Raw genomic sequence first — 18,807 nt, 5'->3', positions numbered from 1 at the left:
TGTCAGGACTGGTTGACGGGCTGCACCTGCAACAGGAAGAGCCTGACGGAATGCCGGTTGGTCTTTTGCGTGGTGCCGAAAAGTCGGCCGAGGATCGGAATGTCTCCGAGCAACGGGATCTTGCGCGTGCCTTCGCTCTCTTCGCCTTGCACGAAACCGCCGAGCAGCAACGCCTGGTCGGGCTTGAGCATGGCATGCGTCACGATCTCCGAATCGAGCGTCTGCGGCAGCGGCTCCTGGCGGCTGATCGGATCGGTCTGCCGACCATCTTCGATATCGAGCGAAAGCATGATCTCCTCATGCCCGCCTTCGACGATCACGCGCGGCGTGACGCGCAGCAGCGCACCGGTGGAAACCGATTCGAGCTTGGCAACTTTTTCGGAGACGAGCTTCGTATAGAAGGTGATGTTCTTGTCGAGCACGGCCTGCATGTTGTCGACCGTCAGCACGGAGGGGCGCGAGAGGATGCGTGCCTTGGCGTTCTGCTCGAGCGCGCTCAGCCGGACCATGAAATTGCCCGTATCGCCGACGATCGTCGAAAAGTCGCTCGCGCTTCCAGCCGCATTGAACGAAATCGATCCGCCGCCGATACGAGTCGTCGCGGACCAGTCGATACCGAGCTGATTGAGGTTTTGCTCGTCCACGTCGATGATCGTCACCGATACCTCGACGAGCTTCGGCCTGTGGTCGAGTTGGCCGATGAGCTTCGCATAAAGCGGCAGATCGATCTTCTTGTCACGCACGATCACGGCGTTTTGCCGCTCGTCGGCCGCGAACGTGGGCAGCACGGCCCCATTCGAGACAGCAGCCCCGCTGCGCTCCCCGGTCGCACCGAGCGTGCGCCCCTGCGCCATCTGGTTGAGCACGGAGACGACGCCGGGCACGACGATCTGCTGCCCCCGGTAGCGATAGGTCTCGTCCGTCGCGCTCGCGTATTTGAGCTTGAAGAGTTCGATCCCCTCCTCGTTTCGCTCGCGCTCGAGGTCCTGTTGATCGATGCGCTGCAGGAACCCCGTCACCCGCTCCAGGCAAACAGGCACGCCGTAGACCTGTATCGCGCTCGAGCCCGGCACGGCGCGGGCGAGGCAACGCCCGCCGTCGAGCAGCCCGGTGCCTTTCAGGCTCGCCATCAGCGTATCGACGGGCACATAGGAAGGCGTGACGAGTTGCGAGCCCGTCTCGTCTGCTTTGTAGACGTAGACCACGTGGCCGTCGTAATACCACGCCAGTTGGTAGAGGCTTGCCAGCCGGTCCAGCGCCTCGCCGGGCGAGCGCGCGTCGAGGCGGCCGATGAACGAGCCGTCCACGCGCGGGCTCACGACGATCGGCACACCGTAGTTCGCGCCGAGATCGCGCAGGACTTCGGGCAGCCGCGCGCCGCGCGTCGAAAAGAAAAAGGCGGGGGCGCCGTGCGTCGGAATGGCCGCGTGCGCGGCGCACATGAGGCCGAGCTCGAGGCCGAACGCGACGGCCGCAGCCACGAGCCGGCAACCCGCCGTCCAACGGCGCACGATCACGCCCACACTCCCGCCGCGCCGGCTCTCGCTATCGCATCCGATCGGGCACACCGGATGCCCAGCCAGCGCACGACCGCGAGCTGCTGAGCAAGCGCGGCCTGCGTCTGCGTACACGCAGCGTCGTAAGCGTACCGGCGGGCGAACCAGAGCCGCTCGTCTTCGAGCAGCAGGCCATCGTCGATTCCCTCGCGTACGGACGCTATCCATAGCGCCGCCCGCACAATCCGATCGCCGTCTCCGAGCGGATAGTCGACGCGCATCGCGATGCACGCGCCCTCCGCAAAGTCGCGATACCACGCCGCGGTACCGGCGATGTCGAGCATCCAGTAGGCGCCGCGGCGCTCGCATCGGGAGATCGACTCTACTCGGGAAAGCAAGGCCGGCGGCTTCATGGGAAATCCCTGTCTTACGAATAATCGCATTCTCGCCATCGGACTTCCGATTGACGATACGGCAATAACCTGAAGATGCGGCAAAAACAAAAGCGACCCGACAAGAGCCGCTTCACACGTCACTGCTCGGAGGGCACCATGCAGATCACGCCGAATTCCATTACCCGCAAGCCGCCGCGCGCGTCCCGCGTGCTCATCGTCGAAGATCACGCGCTCCTGAGAGAGGGCATCAAGGCCGCGCTGCGCAGTAACGATCGCCCTTACGACATCGTCGGCGAGGTCGACGATGGTCTCGCCGTCTACTCCGCCTGCATTCTGCTCAGGCCCGACATCGTGCTGCTCGATCTCGGCCTGCCGGGCATGAACGGGCTCGAAGTCATCTACATGCTCAAGCGCAGATGGCCGCAGCTGATCGTCGTCATATTGACCGCCGATGTGTCGGAATCGCGGGCACGCGATTCCATCGCGGCCGGGGCGAACGCCTACGTGCTGAAGGCCGGCTCCGGCGAGACGCTGCTGCGCGCGCTGCACGAAGCAGCAAGCGGCACGTGTTTCATCGATCCGGCGCTCGATCGCACCTCGGTTCATCGGCAGGCACCCGGCAAAGCGGCAGGCACGCTGACCACGCGCGAGCGCCAGGTGCTCCAGCTGATCGCGCAGGGCGAGCGCAACCGCGGCATCGCGGAGAAGCTCTGCATCTCGATCAAGACCGTTGAGACGCACCGGCTGAACCTCATGCGCAAGCTCGACGTTCACAGCGCCGTCGAGCTCACGAACTGGGCACACCGGCTCGGGCTCGTGCTGACCAGCGCGGCCTAGGCCTGTTCGCGCCCGCCGCCGGCCTGGGAACGCGCCTGGAACTCGGGTTGCCGCCCGATGTGCGGGCGGCCCCGCTTCGGCGAAGATCGCTCCTTGCCACGCCGCATCGAGCCGTGGCAAGCCCCGATAGGAGAGCACGTTTTGAATCTGCAAACGCAGCGCCGGCTCGAGCAGTTCGCGCGACTCGTGGACCTGCCGCTCGTGCGCGTCGAGCCGCGCATGGAGTTCGCGCTGCCGCCGCTACGCCTCTATCTGGAGGTCATCGAAGACCGCCTGTGGCTCACGCTCGCGCGCCGAGTGTGCGCCGGGAACGCGAGCGGCACGCTCGCGAAAATGCTCGCGGCCTGCCATCCCGGCTTGCTTCAGGGCATCCCCGTGCGCGCCTACACAGTGCGCGACATGCAACTGCTCACGTGTACCCCGCCGCCCGACAGCGACAGCCGGCTCTGGATGCGCTGCTACAAGGCCATGCGCCGGCTGCTGGATGCGAACGGATGACGGACGGGCGCGGATGAAGCGGCTCACGCAATGGCTCCAGCTCGCGGCCGGCCGGCAGGACATCGTCCTCGCCGTCATGTTGCTCGTCGCGGTATTCATGATGATCGTGCCCCTGCCGACGGGGCTCGTCGATCTCATGATCGCGCTGAATCTGACGATCGCCATCGTGCTGCTCATGATGGCGCTCTACATTCGGGAGCCGCTCGAGTTCTCCGCGTTTCCGTCGGTACTGCTCATCACCACGCTCTATCGGCTCGCGCTGACAATCAGCACCACGCGGCTGATTCTGCTGCAGGCCGATGCCGGCGAGATCATCTACACGTTCGGCAATTTTGCCGTGGGCGGCAACCTCGCCGTCGGCATCATCGTGTTCTCGATCATCACCATCGTCCAGTTCATCGTGATCACGAAAGGCTCCGAGCGCGTGGCGGAAGTGGGCGCCCGGTTTTCGCTCGATGGCATGCCCGGCAAGCAGATGAGCATCGACGGCGACATGCGCGCCGGCGTCATCGACGCACACGAGGCCAAACGCCTGCGCGGCCTCGTGCAAAAGGAAAGCCAACTGTACGGCGCGATGGACGGCGCCATGAAGTTCGTCAAGGGCGACGCGATCGCCGGCATCGTCATCATCCTCGTGAATATCGTCGGCGGCACCGCGATCGGGGTATTCATGCACGGCATGAGCGCGTCGCAAGCGATGTCGACCTATGCGATCCTGTCGATCGGCGATGGCCTGATCAGCCAGATTCCCGCCCTGCTGATCTCGATCACGGCCGGCATCGTCGTCACGCGCGTACCGGGCGAGCAGCGCGTCAATCTCGCAGCGGATCTCGCGCAGCAGATCGGCCGGCAGCCGCGGGCGCTCACGCTGGCGGCGTCCGTTCTGATCGTGTTCGCGCTGATTCCGGGCTTTCCGATCGTCTACTTCCTTCTGCTCTCGGCCGCGGTATTCGGCTGCGCGTGGCTCATGCGCAAGCGCGGCCATACAGGAACGGGCACGTCGGCCGATGCGGGGGGTGCCGAGCCGCATGCCGCGCATGGCGGCACGGCCGCGATGACGCCCGGGGCCACGCCGCTCACGCTCGCCATCGCGCCCGATCTCGCACGCCGCGACGGCTATGCCGACGCGCTCGGCATGGTGCGCGCCGGCAAATTCGATTCGCTCGGCATTCCACTGCCCGAGATCGCCGTGCGCGCCGATCCCTCACTCGAAGCCTCGACGCTTCAGGTGTTGCTCTACGACGAGCCGGTGTTGAACCTCTCGATGCCCGCGGGCCGGCTGCTCGTCGGCACGGGTGCCGCGCCGCTGGCGCAGGCCGAGCGCATCGAAAAACTGCCGTTCGGCGGCCTCTCGCTGCAGTGGGTCGAGGCCGCGCATCGCGACACGCTGGCCGCGCTCGGCACGACCTTCTACGAAGACGACGCCCGGATCGGCTACTGCCTGTCGCTCGTCATCGATCGGCACGCGGCCGAATTCATCGGCGTGCAGGAAACGCGGTTCCTCATGGACGCCATGGAAGGCCGCTATGCGGAACTCGTGAAGGAAGTGCAGCGGCAGTTGCCGATCGGGCGCATCTCCGATGTGCTGAGGCGGCTCGTCGAAGAACTCGTTTCGATCCGCGATTTGCGCAGCATCTTCGAGGCGCTGATCGAATGGGCCCCGCGAGAGAAAGACCCGTTGATGCTCGCGGAGTATGCGCGCCTCGCGCTGCGTCGCCATATCGCCATTCGCCATCGTGCCGGGCGCCCATGGATCGATGGCTGGCTCATTGGCGATTCGATCGAAAGCATGATTCGCGAGTCGATCCGCCAAACCTCGGCGGGGTCGTACTCGGCACTGGAGCCAGAGCAAACGAGAGCGATCGCCGAGCAGGTGCGCCGCGCGCTGGAGCGGGCCGAAGGCGGCAATGTCGTGCTGATGACGGCCATCGACGTGCGACGTTTCCTGCGCAAGCTGATCGAGCGCGACTTCTTCGGCGTGCCGGTACTGTCGTTCCAGGAGCTCGGCGACGAAGCGGAACTGCGCGTGTTGGGCAACATCGAGCTGATCGGGGAGCAATGACCATGCGCCTGCCGGACCCATCGCACCTCGCCTCCCTGCTCGCCGCCCGTATGCGGGCCTGTGCCGCTCCCGCTCGCGGCAGGGGCCCGCGCGTGTTCGGCCGAGTCACCGAGATCGGCCCGACGCTCGTGCGTGCCTCGCTGCCCGGCGCCGGGCTCGCCGAGCTTTGCCGGCTGCTGCCCTCGGGTGTCGAAGCGGAAGTAGTCGCGCTCGCAGGGCATTCGGCGCTGCTCTCCCCGTTCGCCGAGCCGACCGGCATGCGCGTGGGCAGCCTCGTCGAGCCGCTCGGCAAACCCCACGAGGTGGCGGTCGGCCCGTTTCTGCTGGGCAAGGTCATCGACGGCCTGGGCCGGCCGCTCGACGGCAAAGCGCCGCCCAGCCACTGCGAATGGCGCGGGCTCGAGCGCGCGGCGCCCGACCCGCTCACGCGGCCTGTCATCGACACGCCGCTGCCGCTCGGCGTGCGGGCGATCGACGGCCTGCTCACCTGCGGGCGCGGACAGCGCATCGGCATCTTCGCGGCCGCGGGCGGCGGCAAGAGCACCTTGCTCAGCATGATCTGCGACGGCAGTACGAACGCCGATGTCATCGTGCTCGCACTGATCGGCGAGCGGGGCCGCGAGGTGCGCGAATTCCTCGAGCACACGCTGTCCGCAGCGGCGCGAAAGCGCAGTGTGGTGGTGGTCTCCACCTCCGACCGGCCGGCACTCGAGCGATTGAAAGCGGCCTACACGGCGACAACCATTGCCGAGCACTTTCGCGACCAGGGCATGGACGTTCTGCTGATGATGGACTCGCTCACCCGCTTCGCCCGCGCGAGCCGCGAGATCGGTCTGGCCGCGGGCGAGAAGCCGGCGGCGGGCAGCTATCCGCCGAGCTTCTTTGCGCGCCTGCCCAAGCTGCTCGAGCGGGCGGGACCGGCCGCCAAAGGCAGCATCACCGGGATCTATACGGTGCTCGTCGAGGGCGACAATCTGAATGAGCCCGTTGCCGACGAGGTTCGCTCGATTCTCGACGGCCACATCGTGCTCTCGCGCAAGCTCGCCGAGGGCGATCACTATCCCGCGATCGACGTCGGTGCAAGCGTGAGCCGCGTGATGTCGCAGGTGGCCGGGGCCGAGCAGGTCCGGCTTGCCGGGCGCCTGCGCCGCCTGATGGCGAGCTACCGCGAAATCGAGTTGCTCGTGCGTGTGGGCGAGTATCAGGCGGGCCACGATCCGGAGGCCGACGAGGCGCTCGCGCGCAAGGATGCGATTCGCGCCTTTCTCTGCCAGCCGGTCCGGGAAATCAACGACTTCGACGATACGCTTTCGATGCTATGGAAGACGGTGAACGGTCCACTATGACTGCGCTGTGCTCGCTCAAGGCACGGCGCGAGCGCAAGGCACGCGGGGCGCTCGCGGCGCTCGCACGCGCGCGGGCGGCACTCGACGAGGAGCAGGCCGGCATCGCGCGCAGTCGCTCGCAACTATGGCGAGCGTGGCGCGAACGCGGTGAACTGCGGGCCGTCGTCGATCAGAACACGCTGCGGGACCTGAAAATCGAACTCGGCGAGTATCGCCTGGAAGACGAGGCCCTCGCCGAGCGGCTGGAATCCATCCGGGCCGAGCGCCAGGCGCTGACCGAGGAGCGCAGCCGCCAGCAGGCGCGGCTGCGTCAGGCGGTCAACTCGCAGGAAAAACTGAAGCTGTTGCTGGAGTGATCATGCCTTTTTCTCCCCCCGTCGGGCGCGCCGCTGCCCGAATCGCCGGCATCTCGCGCGACAACGGCAACGATAGCGATCGCGACCGCCCCGCCGACGATCAGGCTCGCGGCTTTCGCGCGCTGTTCGAACGCGCGCAACCGCCGGCCGCCCCGGACGATGCCCACGGAGGGCATGCCTTCGGGCAGCCGATGCGCGAATCGATCGAGGACGCGCTGGCCTGCGCGCTCGCCGGCGAGCAGACCGCGCGGCCCGGCCTGTCGTCTCGTGGCGCCGCATCGCCCGACGCCGGTGCCGATGCGCTCAAGGTACGGCTGACGAACGGCCCGCTCGCCGGCTCCGAATTCGAAGTCCGACGCCAGGGCGGACAACTGGCGATCGACGTCAGGCTCACGCCGCGCTTCGCCGCACGGGGCGGGGCCAATGCTCTCGATGCACCCAATGCCCGCTATGCACCCTTCGCCCCCTTCGCACCCGACGAATCCGATGCGCGCCGTCGGGCCATGCGCCTCGCAGCCGATCTCGCCGCGAAGTTGAACGCCTCGGTATCGGTGGAGTATCTCGATGATCGGCCTGCCCAGACTTGACTCGCACGAAGCGCGCCTGCTGCGGAAAGTGGGCGCGGGACTCCGGGTGGAGACGGGCGAGCACGCGCTTGCGCTCGGCTATCGCGACGCGGGCGGCGAGAGCGGCGTCACGCTGTGCGGCATGCTGGAGGGCGCACCTGTGCGGCTGTGGGTCGATGCGCGGCAATGGTGCGGCTGGCTGGCGCCGATGCTGAGCGTGGCGGACGTCTCTCAGATTCCCGAGGCGCTGCACCCGCTTCTCTGCGCATGGACGTTCGAGACGTTCGGTGAGGCGCTCACCGCTTCCGCGCACAGCGAGGCCGCCGTGCCCTGGCCGGTCGGCATCGATGCGCGCCGCGGCCGTGCCGGGCGACGCTGCGGCTGGTGGCTGGCGAGCACGTACGGCGAACGCCGCCTCGACGCGCGGGTGCTGGAGGCACCGCTCAACTGGCTCGAGGCGCTTGCCGATCGGCTGGCATCGGCCTCGGGCGATGCGCTTGCCGCCGGCGACGCGCGCGAGGCCGGCGAACCGCCTGCCGTCCCGCGCATCCGCGCCAGCCTCGTCGCGGGCTGGAGCGGCGTGCCCGGGACGGCCGCACAAAATCTGCGCGTGGGCGACGCGCTCGTGCTGCGCCGTGCATACGACGTTGCACAAGGCGAGTTCGCTCTCTTTTGTCCGGCACCGCTCGCACGCATTCGCCGGCGCGAAGCCGGCGCCTTTTCGATCGAGGAATGCATGAACGAATTCGACGACTGGCTCGATGTCGAGCCTGCGCCCGTGGCCGCGCCTGCGCCCGGGGACGAGCCCGGGCCGGCATCGGCACCCGCGGGCATGCCGCCCATGCCGCTCGTGCGGATAGTGGCAGAGGTCGGGGGCCTCGATCTGCCCGTCACCGAGCTCGCCGCGCTCCGGCCCGGCGACTTGCTGACGGGCTTGGCGAGCATCGACGAGTGGGTGACGCTGAGAGTCGGTCCACGCGTGATCGCGCGCGCCACGTTGCTCGACATCGACGGGCATCTGGCCGCGCGAATCGAGACGCTCTGAGCGCGGCGGCATCGTTTCAGGTACTCGCCGGATACGCGCACGCGCGGTGCGACCTCACAATGGCCAAGCCTTTCGCGCCATCCGGAGCTTCTGTGGCATTGCTGAATCAACCGCTGCAACTGGTCGTCCTGCTCTTCGCGCTTTCGATTCTGCCGCTCCTCGTGGTGCTCGGCAGCGCGTTCCTGAAGCTCGCCATCGTTTTTTCCCTGCTGCGCAACGCCCTGGGTACGCAGCAGGTGCCGCCCAACCTCGCCCTCTACGGCCTCGCGCTGATACTGACGGTGTTCGTCATGGCTCCCGTCGGGCTCCAGGTTCACGACAACCTCGCGCAACACCCGCTCGAATTGCAGGCGAGCGACTTCACTGGGCAGGCCGAATCGAGCGTGCTCGCGCCCTACCGTGCGTTCCTCGAGCGCAACACCGAACCCGACCAGATCCGGTTCTTTTCCGATATCGGCAACAGAATATGGCCCGCGCCGTACCGCGCGCGGATTTCGGATCGGTCACTGCTCGTGCTGCTGCCGGCCTTCACGGTCAGTCAGTTGAAAGAGGCGTTCAAGATCGGGCTTTTGCTCTACCTGCCCTTCATCATCATCGATCTCGTCGTGTCGAACGTGTTGCTCGCCATGGGCATGATGATGGTCTCGCCGATCACGATCTCGCTGCCGCTCAAGCTGCTCGTGTTCGTGCTCATGCACGGCTGGCAAAAGCTGATCGGTCAGTTGCTGCTCTCGTTCGCCTGAGCCAGGCCCCTCACTGCGCCATCGGGGCGCGAAGGAAAGTCGATTGAGCGATGCCATCGTTACGCAGTTCGCGGCCCGGATGCTCTGGCTCGTCTTGCTGCTGTCGCTGCCCGTCGTCGTCGTCGCATCGGTCGTCGGCGTCGTCATCAGCCTCGTACAGGCGCTCACGCAGGTGCAGGACCAGACGATCCAGTTTCTGATCAAGCTGCTCGCCGTGGCCGCCACGCTCGCGGGTACCTATCACTGGATGGGAGACATCATTCTCAACTACGCGAACCAGTCGTTCGACAATATCGTGTTGATGAAGCTGTGAGCGTCCAATGGTGGGCACACTGGCTGCCGGCACTCGGCTTTTGCATGCTGAGACCGCTCGGCGCCGTTCTGATCGTGCCGGTGTTCAATCAAAGCGCGCTGGGCGGCACACTCATCCGCAACGCCATGGTGCTGCTCATTGCGTTGCCGCTCGCGCCGCTCGCCGCGAGCTGGCCCGTTCTGGGTGCCGCGCTCGCGTCGTGGCCCTCGCTGCTGTGGATGCTCTGCTCCGAACTCGCGATCGGCGTCGTGATCGGCTTCACGGCCGCCGTTCCGTTCTGGGCGCTCGACATGGCCGGCTCGCTCATCGATACGATGCGCGGCGCAACGATGGCCAACGTTCTCAATCCGATGCTCGGTCAGCAGTCTTCGCTGCTGGGCGCGCTCTTCTCGCAGATCTTCGGGCTGCTGTTCGTGGCGAATGGTGGCCTGAACGAGCTCTTCGTCGCGCTGTACGACTCTTATCGCACGCTGCCGCCCGCCGTCGCGCCGGCCCGCGACGTGCACTGGCTCGCCTTTGTTCTGGCTGACTGGCAGTTGATGTACGAACTGTGCCTGCGGTTTTCCATGCCGGCTCTGATCGGCATCCTGCTCGTGGACATGGCGCTCGGACTCGTCAATCGCTCAGCGCAGCAATTGAACGTCTTCTTCCTGTCGATGCCGGTGAAAAGCGCGTTCGCCGTGCTGCTCATCATCGTCGGCATGGGTTTCGCCTTTCACCCGATGATCGAGTATTCGGTCACCCTGTCGCACCACGTGCGGCGCTTGCTCTCGCCGGTACGATGAGCGAGAAGACCGAAAAGCCCACGCCTCAGCGGATTCGCGACGCGCGCAAGAAAGGGCAGGTGGCGAAAAGCACCGAGATCACGAGCGGCGTGCAGTTGGCAGCGATTCTCGGCTACCTGCTGGCCCAGGGCAAAACGCTCTTTCGCGCCTTCGAGGCGCTGTGCCTGCAATCGATCGCCGTGGCCGACCAGGACCTGCCGGTCGCCTCGCACCGTCTGCTCGGCACGGCCGCGGCGCTGCTGGCGCCGTTCGTCGTCGGGCTCGCCGCCCTGCTCATCGTCGCGACGGTGGCCGCGACGCTCGTGCAGACCGGGCCGCTCCTGGCATTCGAGGCGATGAAGCCTTCGCCCGACAAGATCAATCCGCTCGCCAATTTCAAGCAGATCTTCTCGGTTCGAAGCCTGTTCGAATTCGCCAAATCGATGATCAAGGTGGGCTTGCTGTCGCTGATCTTTTTCTATCTGATCCGTCAGTACGGCCCCTCGATCCAGTTCCTTCCGTTGTGCGGCGTGTCGTGCGGACTTCACGTTGCCGTGCAACTGCTCTACTGGATGGGCTGTGCCCTCCTCGGTTTTTACGTCGTCTTCGGCATCGCCGATTATGCGTTTCAGCGCCACCAGACCATGAAGCAACTCATGATGTCGCTCGAGGACATCAAGGAGGAATACAAGAACTCGGAGGGCAACCCCGAAGTCAAGCACAAGCGCAAGGAAGCCCATCGCGAAGTGCAAAGCGGCAGCCTCGCCGCCAACGTCGGGAAGTCGAACGTGGTCGTGCGCAATCCCACTCACATCGCCGTGTGCCTCTTTTACGAGCCGCCGCTCACGCCGCTGCCCCAGGTGCTCGAAATCGGCCGCAATGCGCGCGCCGCGCATATCGTGCGTCTGGCGGAAAAAGCCGGCGTGCCGGTGGTCGAACACGTGCGCGTCGCGCGCGCGCTCGCCGCGCAGACGGAGCCCGGCGGCTACATCCCGCCCAGTCTTTTCGAGCCCGTTGCACGGATTCTGCGCGTCGTGATGGCGCTCGATTACGAGCAGGACGCGGAGCGCGACGATGACGGTCCGCACGCGTAAGCCGCGCAGGGTTGCCCGTAGCGCCTCATGGCGGCGGCCCGCGGCCACCGCCGCCATGGTCGTCGCGTGCGGCCTGCCCGGCTCAAACGCAACGGCCACCGGGTTGCCGCTCAGCAACGCTCCGGTGATCTGGGAGCATGCGGCGGCTTCGGCTTCGGCTTCGGCTTCGGCTTCGGCTTCGGCTTCGGCTTCGGCTTCGGCTTCGGCTTCGGCTTCGGCTTCGGCTTCGGCTTCGGCTTCGGCTTCGCTGCCGTCCGTGCCCTCGTTTCCGTCTTCGTCGCCGCCGCCTTCGATCCCGCCCTTCGGGACTCGGCCGCCCGCCGATCGATCGGTGCCGAGCTCGTCGCATTGCACGGACTGTGCCGCCTTACCCGCACGCCCCGCACGCAAGGCGAGCTACGCCGGGCTGATCGAAGCAGTCTCCGCGGAATTCGGGCTCGACGCGGCCCTTCTGCATGCAATCGTCTCGACCGAATCGGGCTACGATCCATCGGCCGTATCGAAGAAAGGCGCCATCGGCCTCATGCAGGTGCTCCCGGCCACCGGCCGGCGTTTCGGCTTCGCCGGCCTGCAGGACCCGCGCACGAACCTGCTCGCCGGCGCGACCTACCTCAAATGGCTGCTCGCGCGCTTCCACGGCAACGTCAAGCTCGCGGTTGCCGCCTACAACTCGGGCGAAAGCGCCGTTGACCGATATGGCGGGACGGTTCCGCCCTACGAGGAAACGCGCCGCTACGTCGCAACGGTCCTGGCGAAATACCAGGCGACACTCGCCGGCACGACGGCAGCCGAGCCGGCACAGAACATACCGGCGGCGCTTGGGCGCGCTCCAGCATCGGGCGCGGAGAGCACGGCCGATGCTGCGGGGACGATCAACGCAACGGGGTCGGCGGGAGCGGCAAAGACGGCAGAAACGCTCGGAACGGCAGGGCCCGCACAATCGCGCGCCGGATCCGAAATGACGCCCTGGCAGTTGCTCGCGAAGCTCGGCACGCTGCTCGTATCGGCGCCGCCAGCCAGGCGCGGCTGACGGGACCGCGGCGGGCGATGGGAGCGATCACGTCCACAGGCGCAGCGCGGTGAAGACCACCATGCCGATCATGATCGTGCCGAGCATGCTGCGCCGCCAGAGATACCAGGCAAGGCCGGCGACGGTCCCATAGAGTGCGTGATTGCCGAGTGCCAGCGAGATGCCGGCTGGCGTCTCGAGCACGTCGGGCACGACGACGGCCACCAGTGCGGCGGCGGGCGCATAGCGCAGTGCGCGCTGGATCCGCTCCGGCAACACCGCACGCTCGCCGCCGAGCAGAAAAAACGCGCGCGTGATCGCCGTGACGAACGTCATCCCCGCGATCGTGAGCCAGATCTGGGCCGTCGTCATGGGCGCCTCCCGCGTTGAGCCGCGTCCTCGCCGCGTGTACGCCGGCCCGCGATGCGCCGCCAATCGCCGCGCTCGACGACGAGATCGGCCATGCTGCCGGCCGCGAGCGCAGCCAGCACGGCAAGCGGCAGGGCGAGCCGGTAGGGCAGGTCGATGGCGACGAGCGCAATGACGGCAGCCACGCTTACGGCCACGAGCGTCGAGCGATTGGCGATCGCGGCGACGATGAGCGGCACCAGCGCGAGCGTGCCGGCCAACTCGAGCCCCCAGTTATCGGGGAAAAGACTGGCGAGCACGATGCCGGCTACCGAGGATATCTGCCAGGAAAGCCAGGTCACGGTCGCCATACCCCAGAAGTACGCTTCCTTGCCCGGCACGTAGCCGGTTGCAAACGAGCGCTTCTGGAACAGCAGATAGACGATGTCGCCATTGAAATAGCCAATCGCGAGCCGGCGAACGAACGGGTGATAGGCGAAATGCGGCGCCAGCCCGGCGCTGAAGATCAAAAAGCGCAGGTTGACCATGGCGGCCGTCAGCAGAACCGTCCAGATCGGCAGTTTCGCCGCGATCAGCGGCAGCACGGCCAGTTGCGACGAACCCGCATAGACGAAGAGCGCCATGGCGATCGCCTGCGGCATCGTCAGCACGGACTTGCTCATGGCGATGCCCGTGACGAGCCCCCACGACGCCAGCGCAACGATGGTGGGCGAACAATCGCGCAGGCCCTGGACGTAAGCGGTGCGATCGACGGCGGAGAAACGGGCTGGCATCGGCAGGAGTGGTACGTCGCCGCAAGGCGGACAAACGAGTCGTCGTAGACCGGCGGCGGCAGCGGCAGCGAGCGCGCGGCGCCTCAAGCCGTCGGGCTCGGGCTGGAACGGAAAAGCGTCTGATTATAGTGTGAGTTTGACTACGGAGCTCGGTCGTCAGCTACCGCACCGCCTCCCGATGACCGGGCCGCGGAGACAGGTTCCGGCCGGCACGCAGCCATGATCTGTTTAAGTGCACTTGAAAAAGGCTAAAATGGCGCTCTTATCGCAGCGCCGCCTGCACCGCTAGGAGAATACGTATGTCAATGGCCGACCGCGACGGCAAGATCTGGATGGACGGCAAGCTGATCGACTGGCGCGACGCCAAGATCCACGTCCTCACGCACACCCTGCATTACGGCATGGGGGTTTTCGAGGGCGTGCGCGCTTACAGGACGGCCGATGGCAACACGTCGATTTTCCGCCTGAAAGAGCACACGAAGCGCCTCTTCAATTCGGCGAAGATTTTCCAGATGGACATCCCGTTCGACCGCGAAACGCTCGAGGCGGCCCAGTGCGAGGTCGTGCGGGCAAACGGTCTTGAATCGGCATACCTGCGCCCGATCGTCTGGGTGGGTTCGGAGAAGCTCGGCGTATCGGCGCGCGGAAATACGATCCACGTGGCCATCGCCGCCTGGCCGTGGGGCGCCTATCTGGGCGAAGACGGCATTGCGAAGGGCATCCGCGTGAAGACGTCCTCGTTCACGCGTCACCACGTGAACGTGTCGATGGTGCGGGCCAAGGCGTCGGGCTGGTACGTCAACTCGATCCTGGCGAACCAGGAAGCGACGGCCGACGGCTATGACGAAGCGCTGCTGCTCGACGTGGACGGCTATGTCTCGGAAGGCTCGGGCGAGAATTTCTTCCTCGTGAACAACGGCAAGCTCTATACACCCGACCTCGCCTCGTGCCTCGACGGCATCACGCGCGACACGATCATCACGCTCGCGAAGGCCGCCGGCATCGAAATCATCGAAAAGCGCATCACGCGCGACGAGGTCTATACGGCCGACGAGGCCTTCTTCACGGGCACCGCAGCCGAAGTCACCCCGATCCGGGAGCTCGACAATCGCACGATCGGCAACGGCGCGCGCGGCCCCATCACCGAAAAGCTGCAGTCCGCGTTCTTCGACATCGTCGCTGGCAGGAATGCCGAATATGCGCCCTGGCTCACGCAAGTCTGACGCGCTGGCGGGTTGCCGCCCGCCGCCACATCGCCAATAACGAGAATCCGTCCTCATGAGCGTAATCAAGGAAATGCCGCTGATCGAGCTGTCAGCGAAAGATCTGCCCGCGTACTGCCCGAACCCCTCGATGCCGCGCTGGAGCGCGCACCCGCGCGTGTTCATCGACGTCACGCACGGCGAAGCCAGTTGCCCGTACTGCGGCACGCGCTACAAGCTGCGCGACGGGGAAGTCGTCAAGGGCCATTGATCTTGCCGGCGCTTGCCCGGCCGTCAGTGCCGCATCCGGACAAGCGCCGCCCTGCGAGCGCCGGGCGCCAGCCTCGCCAGGCGGCCGGCATCGCGTCGCTTGGCGCGCATGCTGTGTCGCACCCGCCCCTTTTTCAGACGCGGCGCTTTCGCGCGCCGCGTTTTTTCGATCTCGGATATCCACACTGATGCGTCGCGCGTTGGTTATCGCACCGAACTGGATCGGTGACGCATTGATGGCGCAGCCGCTTTTCGCGCTGCTCAAGCAACTGCATCCGCGCATCGTCATCGACGCCGTGGCGCCCACGTGGGTCGCGCCCGTGCTCGAGCGCATGCAGGAAATTCACGAGGTACATGCCACCGACCTCGCGCACGGCAAGCTCCAGATGCTGCGCCGCTGGCAACTGGCCGGCGATCTGCGCGACATCGGCTATGACGCGGCCTACGTGCTGCCGAATTCGCTGAAATCGGCGCTTATCCCCTGGCTTACCGGCATCCGCCTGCGCATCGGCTACACGGGCGAGCACCGGTATGGGCTGCTCAACGTCCGCCACGCGAACCCGCGCAAGGACGAGCGTCCGCCCATGGCAGCCCATTACGCGGCGCTCGCCTACGCCCCCGGCGCGAACCTGCCCGAGCTTGCCGCGCGCCTGCCCATGCCTCGGCTCGAGTCGGATCTCAACGAGTCGTCGCGCGTCTCCACGCGTTTTACGCTCGATACGCGCGTGCCGCTTCTCGTGTTTTGCCCCGGCGCCGAGTATGGCAGCGCGAAACGCTGGCCGGCCGAGCATTTCGCGGCGCTCGCCCGCATGGTCGGGCAGTCGTTCCCTTATACGCAGATCGTCGCGCTGGGCTCGCCGAAGGATGCGCCGATCGCCCAGGCCATCGTCGAGGCGGCGCCGAACGTACGGAACCTGTGCGGCCAGACCTCGCTCGGCGAGGCTTGCGCACTGATCGCCCGTGCCGGTGCGGTGGTCAGCAACGATTCGGGCCTCATGCACGTCGCGGCCGCGCTGCGGCGGCCGCTCGTTGCCGTCTTCGGCTCCAGCGACCCACGCCACACGCCACCGTTGTCCGATCTCGCGAAGGTACAATGGCTGCATCTCGAGTGCAGTCCCTGCTTTGCGCGCGAGTGCCCGCTCGGTCATTTGCGATGCCTGCGGGAGCTTTCGCCGGAGCAAGTGTTCGGCGATCTGCGCGGCATGCTGCTCGGCGAGCGCTGACGCACCGACTGGTGTGCGGCGCGTATGCGTTCATAGAGCGTAGACACGCCGCGCGGCGGGCCGGAGCGAGAATTCGGGGCACCGATGCCCCGCTTCGCTTCGCCGCGAAGCCGCATCGCGCCCTTTTCGCCATAAGGCGCGCCACGGCGCGCGAAAGACACCGACGAGCTACCAGATGCCCCGTTTCGCCCGACTCTTCGAAGCCGCTGCCGATACGCTCAACGCGTTCTATCAAGCCGTGGCCGAAAGCAACGTCGACAGCGCCATGGCGCTGTGGATCGACGAGGACTTTGCCAGCTACATCGATTCGAGCGGCGCGCACTGGCACGGCATCGACAGCATCCGGGCGGGGCTTGCGCAACTGGCCGCCGCCGATGCGCTGCCGGCCGCGATCGAGCCGCTCGACGTGCGCGTGTACGACAGCCTCGGCACAGCCGTCTACGCGGTGGCGGAAGCGCATCAGGCCCGCGAACCGCTCGCCCAGCCACGCATGGTCTACGCGACCTACGTGATGGTGCACGAGCGGGGGGAATGGCGCATCGCGCATATTCACGCGAGCCCGATGCCCGAGGATACGGCGAACGATTTCGCCGCCAAAGTGCGCGTCGGCCAAGGGGCGTTGCACTGAGCGATCCGCGCCCGTAGCGGCTCGCTCTTGTTTTTGGTCGTGGGGAAGGTCATGAGCAGCGCGCAGGAAAAAACGACGTCGGTCCCGGCAGCGAACCGGGCAACCACCGATACGCTGGTCGAGTTGCTCTACGCGGCGCCCCGATGGCTGCCGACGAGCCACGCCCAAACCATCATTCCCGCCTTGTTCGCGCGCCGGCCTGCCGTCGACTACCGGCGCGAACGCTGGGATACGCCGGATGGCGATTTCATCGACCTGGATTGGCTCGCCTACCCGGGCGACGCCAATTCCGCGCCGCCGCCCAACGCGCCCCTGCTCGTCCTCTTTCACGGGCTCGAGGGCAATTCGGACTCGCACTACGCCCGTGTGCTGATGGCCACCGCTCGCGCACTCGGCTGGCACGGCGTCGTGCCCCATTTTCGCAGCTGCAGCGGCCCGCTCAATCTGGCGCCGCGCTTTTACCATCTCGCCGACAGCGACGAAGTGGACTGGGTACTGCACCGGCTCGACGCGCGTCACCACGGGCCGATCCTCGTAGCGGGGGTTTCGCTCGGAGGCAACGTACTCCTGCGCTGGCTCGGGGAGCGCGGGCGCGACGCGTCGTTCATTGCGGCGGCCGCGGCGATCTCGGCGCCGCTCGACGTGCACGCGGGCGGGCGCGCGCTGTCGCAGGGTTTCGCGCTCGTCTATACGATGAATTTCCTCAAGACGCTCAAGAAGAAGGCGCTTCTCAAGCTGGATCAGTACCCGGGGCTTTTCGACCGCGAGGCCATGCTTGCGAGCCGCACGATGTATGAATACGACAACGTGGTCACCGCGCCGCTGCACGGCTTTCACAATACCGACGACTATTGGACGCGCGCGACCACGCGGCCGCTCTTGCCCGAGGTTGCCGTGCCCACGCTCGTGCTCAACGCGCGCAACGACCCGTTCCTGCCGAGCGCCGCGTTACCGACGCGCGCCGAAGTCTCGCCCTTGATCGAGCTCGACCAGCCGGAGCAAGGGGGCCACGTCGGATTCATGACCGGCCCGTTCCCGGGCCGCATCGAGTGGCTGCCGCGCCGCATCTTCTCGTTTCTCGAACCATTTGCCCGACATGGATGACATTGTCAAAGCGGCGCTGGCCAAATGGCCGAACGTTCCGCACTGCCGCGGATGGCTCCTGCTCGACCGTCGCGGCCAGTGGCGCATGCGCGACGAAGGAGTCCAGTTGCGCGGCGAACTCGGCACGCCCGTTCGGCACGCGGCGCTGATCGGGTTCATCAACCGCAACTACGAGCGTGACGAGACAGGTCAATGGTTCTTCCAGAACGGGCCGCAGCGCGTCTACGTCGAACTGGCCTACACGCCGTGGATAGTGAGGCTCTCCGTCCACGACGAGCCCCGATACCCGGCGCACCTCTTCCTCACGGATCACACGGGTAGCCCGTTCGAACCGGCAATGGCCTTCGTCGACGAAACCGGCGCGGTACTCTTTGCCGATACCTCGCAGCCCGCCCGGCTGGCGTTGCTGCACGACCACGACCTGGGTCTTTTTGCCGACCACGCGACGCTCGACGACGACGGGCAAAGCGGCTGCCTCCAATGGCGGCCCGATCGATCGCTGCCTGTCGAATCCGCTTCGAGCACCGAACTACCCGCCCTCTTCGCATTCGTCCAGAGCCCCGCGGCCGCCATCGGCCGTTGCTGAGCGCCGCTCCGCGCCCCCCGCGGCTGCCCGTGGCGCGCCCCTCCCACCGATCACCGAGACAAACATTCAGGGTCTCCCCGGATAGCGCCACAGCCCGATTCATATAAACATATATATGAATAGTTGAA

22 protein-coding genes are annotated in these 18,807 nt (G+C 66.5%); 18 read left to right on the top strand and 4 right to left on the bottom strand.

The genetic code is table 11. From position 1 onward, the window contains the following. Positions 1-2: 2 nt before the first annotated feature. Positions 3-1,517, bottom strand: a complete 1,515-nt coding sequence (locus U0034_RS13245) for an EscC/YscC/HrcC family type III secretion system outer membrane ring protein (RefSeq protein ID WP_233212069.1) — start codon at positions 1,515-1,517, stop codon at positions 3-5. Further along, positions 1,514-1,909 carry a hypothetical protein gene (locus U0034_RS13240; protein ID WP_085228045.1) on the bottom strand — a complete coding sequence of 132 codons (396 nt, stop codon included), beginning with the start codon at positions 1,907-1,909 and terminating at the stop codon, positions 1,514-1,516. The genes U0034_RS13245 and U0034_RS13240 overlap by 4 nt, the downstream gene beginning before the upstream one ends. 138 nt (positions 1,910-2,047) lie before the next feature. On the opposite strand from U0034_RS13240, the gene U0034_RS13235 reads away from it, so the two are divergent. The 12 genes from U0034_RS13235 (at position 2,048) to U0034_RS13180 (ending at position 12,545) form a co-directional block, all read left to right on the top strand. Continuing rightward, entirely contained in the window at positions 2,048-2,728 is a 681-nt protein-coding gene (locus U0034_RS13235; RefSeq protein ID WP_085228131.1) for a two component system response regulator, read from the top strand. Between the two features lie 141 nt (positions 2,729-2,869). After that, the gene (locus U0034_RS13230; protein ID WP_085228044.1) at positions 2,870-3,226 is read left to right on the top strand and encodes a type III secretion chaperone SycN; all 357 of its coding nucleotides are present in this window, start codon (positions 2,870-2,872) and stop codon (positions 3,224-3,226) included. 13 nt (positions 3,227-3,239) lie between these two features. Then, the gene (locus U0034_RS13225) at positions 3,240-5,288 is read left to right on the top strand and encodes an EscV/YscV/HrcV family type III secretion system export apparatus protein (protein ID WP_085228043.1); all 2,049 of its coding nucleotides are present in this window, start codon (positions 3,240-3,242) and stop codon (positions 5,286-5,288) included. A gap of 2 nt (positions 5,289-5,290) precedes the next feature. Then, positions 5,291-6,634, top strand: a complete 1,344-nt coding sequence (locus U0034_RS13220; protein ID WP_085228042.1) for an EscN/YscN/HrcN family type III secretion system ATPase — start codon at positions 5,291-5,293, stop codon at positions 6,632-6,634. Next, positions 6,607-6,990, top strand: a complete 384-nt coding sequence (locus tag U0034_RS13215) for a hypothetical protein (protein ID WP_139831164.1) — start codon at positions 6,607-6,609, stop codon at positions 6,988-6,990. The genes U0034_RS13220 and U0034_RS13215 overlap by 28 nt, the downstream gene beginning before the upstream one ends. A gap of 2 nt (positions 6,991-6,992) precedes the next feature. After that, entirely contained in the window at positions 6,993-7,577 is a 585-nt protein-coding gene (locus tag U0034_RS13210) for a hypothetical protein (RefSeq protein WP_085228040.1), read from the top strand. Then, on the top strand, positions 7,555-8,601 hold the full coding sequence (locus U0034_RS13205) for a FliM/FliN family flagellar motor switch protein (protein ID WP_085228039.1): 1,047 nt from the start codon (positions 7,555-7,557) through the stop codon (positions 8,599-8,601). The genes U0034_RS13210 and U0034_RS13205 overlap by 23 nt, the downstream gene beginning before the upstream one ends. A 92-nt stretch (positions 8,602-8,693) precedes the next feature. Beyond that, positions 8,694-9,344: a type III secretion system export apparatus subunit SctR gene (gene sctR / locus U0034_RS13200; RefSeq protein WP_085228038.1), complete on the top strand. Its 651-nt coding sequence runs from the start codon at positions 8,694-8,696 to the stop codon at positions 9,342-9,344. Positions 9,345-9,387: 43 nt separating this feature from the next. Further along, positions 9,388-9,657 (top strand): EscS/YscS/HrcS family type III secretion system export apparatus protein, encoded by a 270-nt coding sequence (locus U0034_RS13195; protein WP_085228037.1) that lies wholly within the window; start codon positions 9,388-9,390, stop codon positions 9,655-9,657. Then, the gene (gene sctT / locus U0034_RS13190; protein ID WP_233212070.1) at positions 9,654-10,442 is read left to right on the top strand and encodes a type III secretion system export apparatus subunit SctT; all 789 of its coding nucleotides are present in this window, start codon (positions 9,654-9,656) and stop codon (positions 10,440-10,442) included. The genes U0034_RS13195 and sctT overlap by 4 nt, the downstream gene beginning before the upstream one ends. After that, on the top strand, positions 10,439-11,515 hold the full coding sequence (locus U0034_RS13185) for an EscU/YscU/HrcU family type III secretion system export apparatus switch protein (protein WP_085228036.1): 1,077 nt from the start codon (positions 10,439-10,441) through the stop codon (positions 11,513-11,515). Before sctT ends, U0034_RS13185 begins: the two co-directional genes overlap by 4 nt. A 331-nt stretch (positions 11,516-11,846) precedes the next feature. Then, positions 11,847-12,545 carry a lytic transglycosylase domain-containing protein gene (locus tag U0034_RS13180; protein ID WP_211326908.1) on the top strand — a complete coding sequence of 233 codons (699 nt, stop codon included), beginning with the start codon at positions 11,847-11,849 and terminating at the stop codon, positions 12,543-12,545. A 27-nt stretch (positions 12,546-12,572) separates the two neighbouring features. Here U0034_RS13180 and U0034_RS13175 read toward each other — a convergent pair whose 3' ends face one another. Both U0034_RS13175 and U0034_RS13170 read right to left on the bottom strand, forming a co-directional pair. Further along, the gene (locus U0034_RS13175) at positions 12,573-12,896 is read right to left on the bottom strand and encodes an AzlD domain-containing protein (RefSeq protein WP_085228035.1); all 324 of its coding nucleotides are present in this window, start codon (positions 12,894-12,896) and stop codon (positions 12,573-12,575) included. After that, positions 12,893-13,666 carry an AzlC family ABC transporter permease gene (locus tag U0034_RS13170; RefSeq protein WP_085228034.1) on the bottom strand — a complete coding sequence of 258 codons (774 nt, stop codon included), beginning with the start codon at positions 13,664-13,666 and terminating at the stop codon, positions 12,893-12,895. The genes U0034_RS13175 and U0034_RS13170 overlap by 4 nt, the downstream gene beginning before the upstream one ends. 299 nt (positions 13,667-13,965) lie before the next feature. Here U0034_RS13170 and U0034_RS13165 point away from each other — a divergent pair, with 299 nt between their 5' ends. From U0034_RS13165 to U0034_RS13140, 6 genes are all read left to right on the top strand, one after another. Continuing rightward, entirely contained in the window at positions 13,966-14,889 is a 924-nt protein-coding gene (locus U0034_RS13165; protein ID WP_085228033.1) for a branched-chain amino acid transaminase, read from the top strand. Positions 14,890-14,944: 55 nt separating this feature from the next. Beyond that, positions 14,945-15,139 carry a zinc-finger domain-containing protein gene (locus U0034_RS13160; protein WP_085228032.1) on the top strand — a complete coding sequence of 65 codons (195 nt, stop codon included), beginning with the start codon at positions 14,945-14,947 and terminating at the stop codon, positions 15,137-15,139. Positions 15,140-15,326: 187 nt separating this feature from the next. Continuing rightward, the gene (gene waaF / locus U0034_RS13155) at positions 15,327-16,361 is read left to right on the top strand and encodes a lipopolysaccharide heptosyltransferase II (protein ID WP_085228030.1); all 1,035 of its coding nucleotides are present in this window, start codon (positions 15,327-15,329) and stop codon (positions 16,359-16,361) included. A 175-nt stretch (positions 16,362-16,536) separates the two neighbouring features. Further along, a complete protein-coding gene (locus U0034_RS13150; RefSeq protein WP_085228029.1) occupies positions 16,537-16,989 on the top strand; it encodes a nuclear transport factor 2 family protein in 453 nt (150 codons plus the stop codon). A gap of 51 nt (positions 16,990-17,040) precedes the next feature. Continuing rightward, the gene (locus U0034_RS13145; protein WP_085228028.1) at positions 17,041-18,093 is read left to right on the top strand and encodes a YheT family hydrolase; all 1,053 of its coding nucleotides are present in this window, start codon (positions 17,041-17,043) and stop codon (positions 18,091-18,093) included. Next, positions 18,086-18,679: a DUF2946 family protein gene (locus U0034_RS13140; RefSeq protein WP_085228027.1), complete on the top strand. Its 594-nt coding sequence runs from the start codon at positions 18,086-18,088 to the stop codon at positions 18,677-18,679. Before U0034_RS13145 ends, U0034_RS13140 begins: the two co-directional genes overlap by 8 nt. The last annotated feature ends 128 nt before the right edge of the window (positions 18,680-18,807 follow it).

It is taken from the genome of Trinickia caryophylli (genome assembly GCF_034424545.1).
GTDB classification, from domain to species: Bacteria; Pseudomonadota; Gammaproteobacteria; order Burkholderiales; family Burkholderiaceae; genus Trinickia; species Trinickia caryophylli.
Note: the sequence above shows the minus strand (reverse complement) of the source record. Positions and strands in the feature narration are given on the sequence as shown.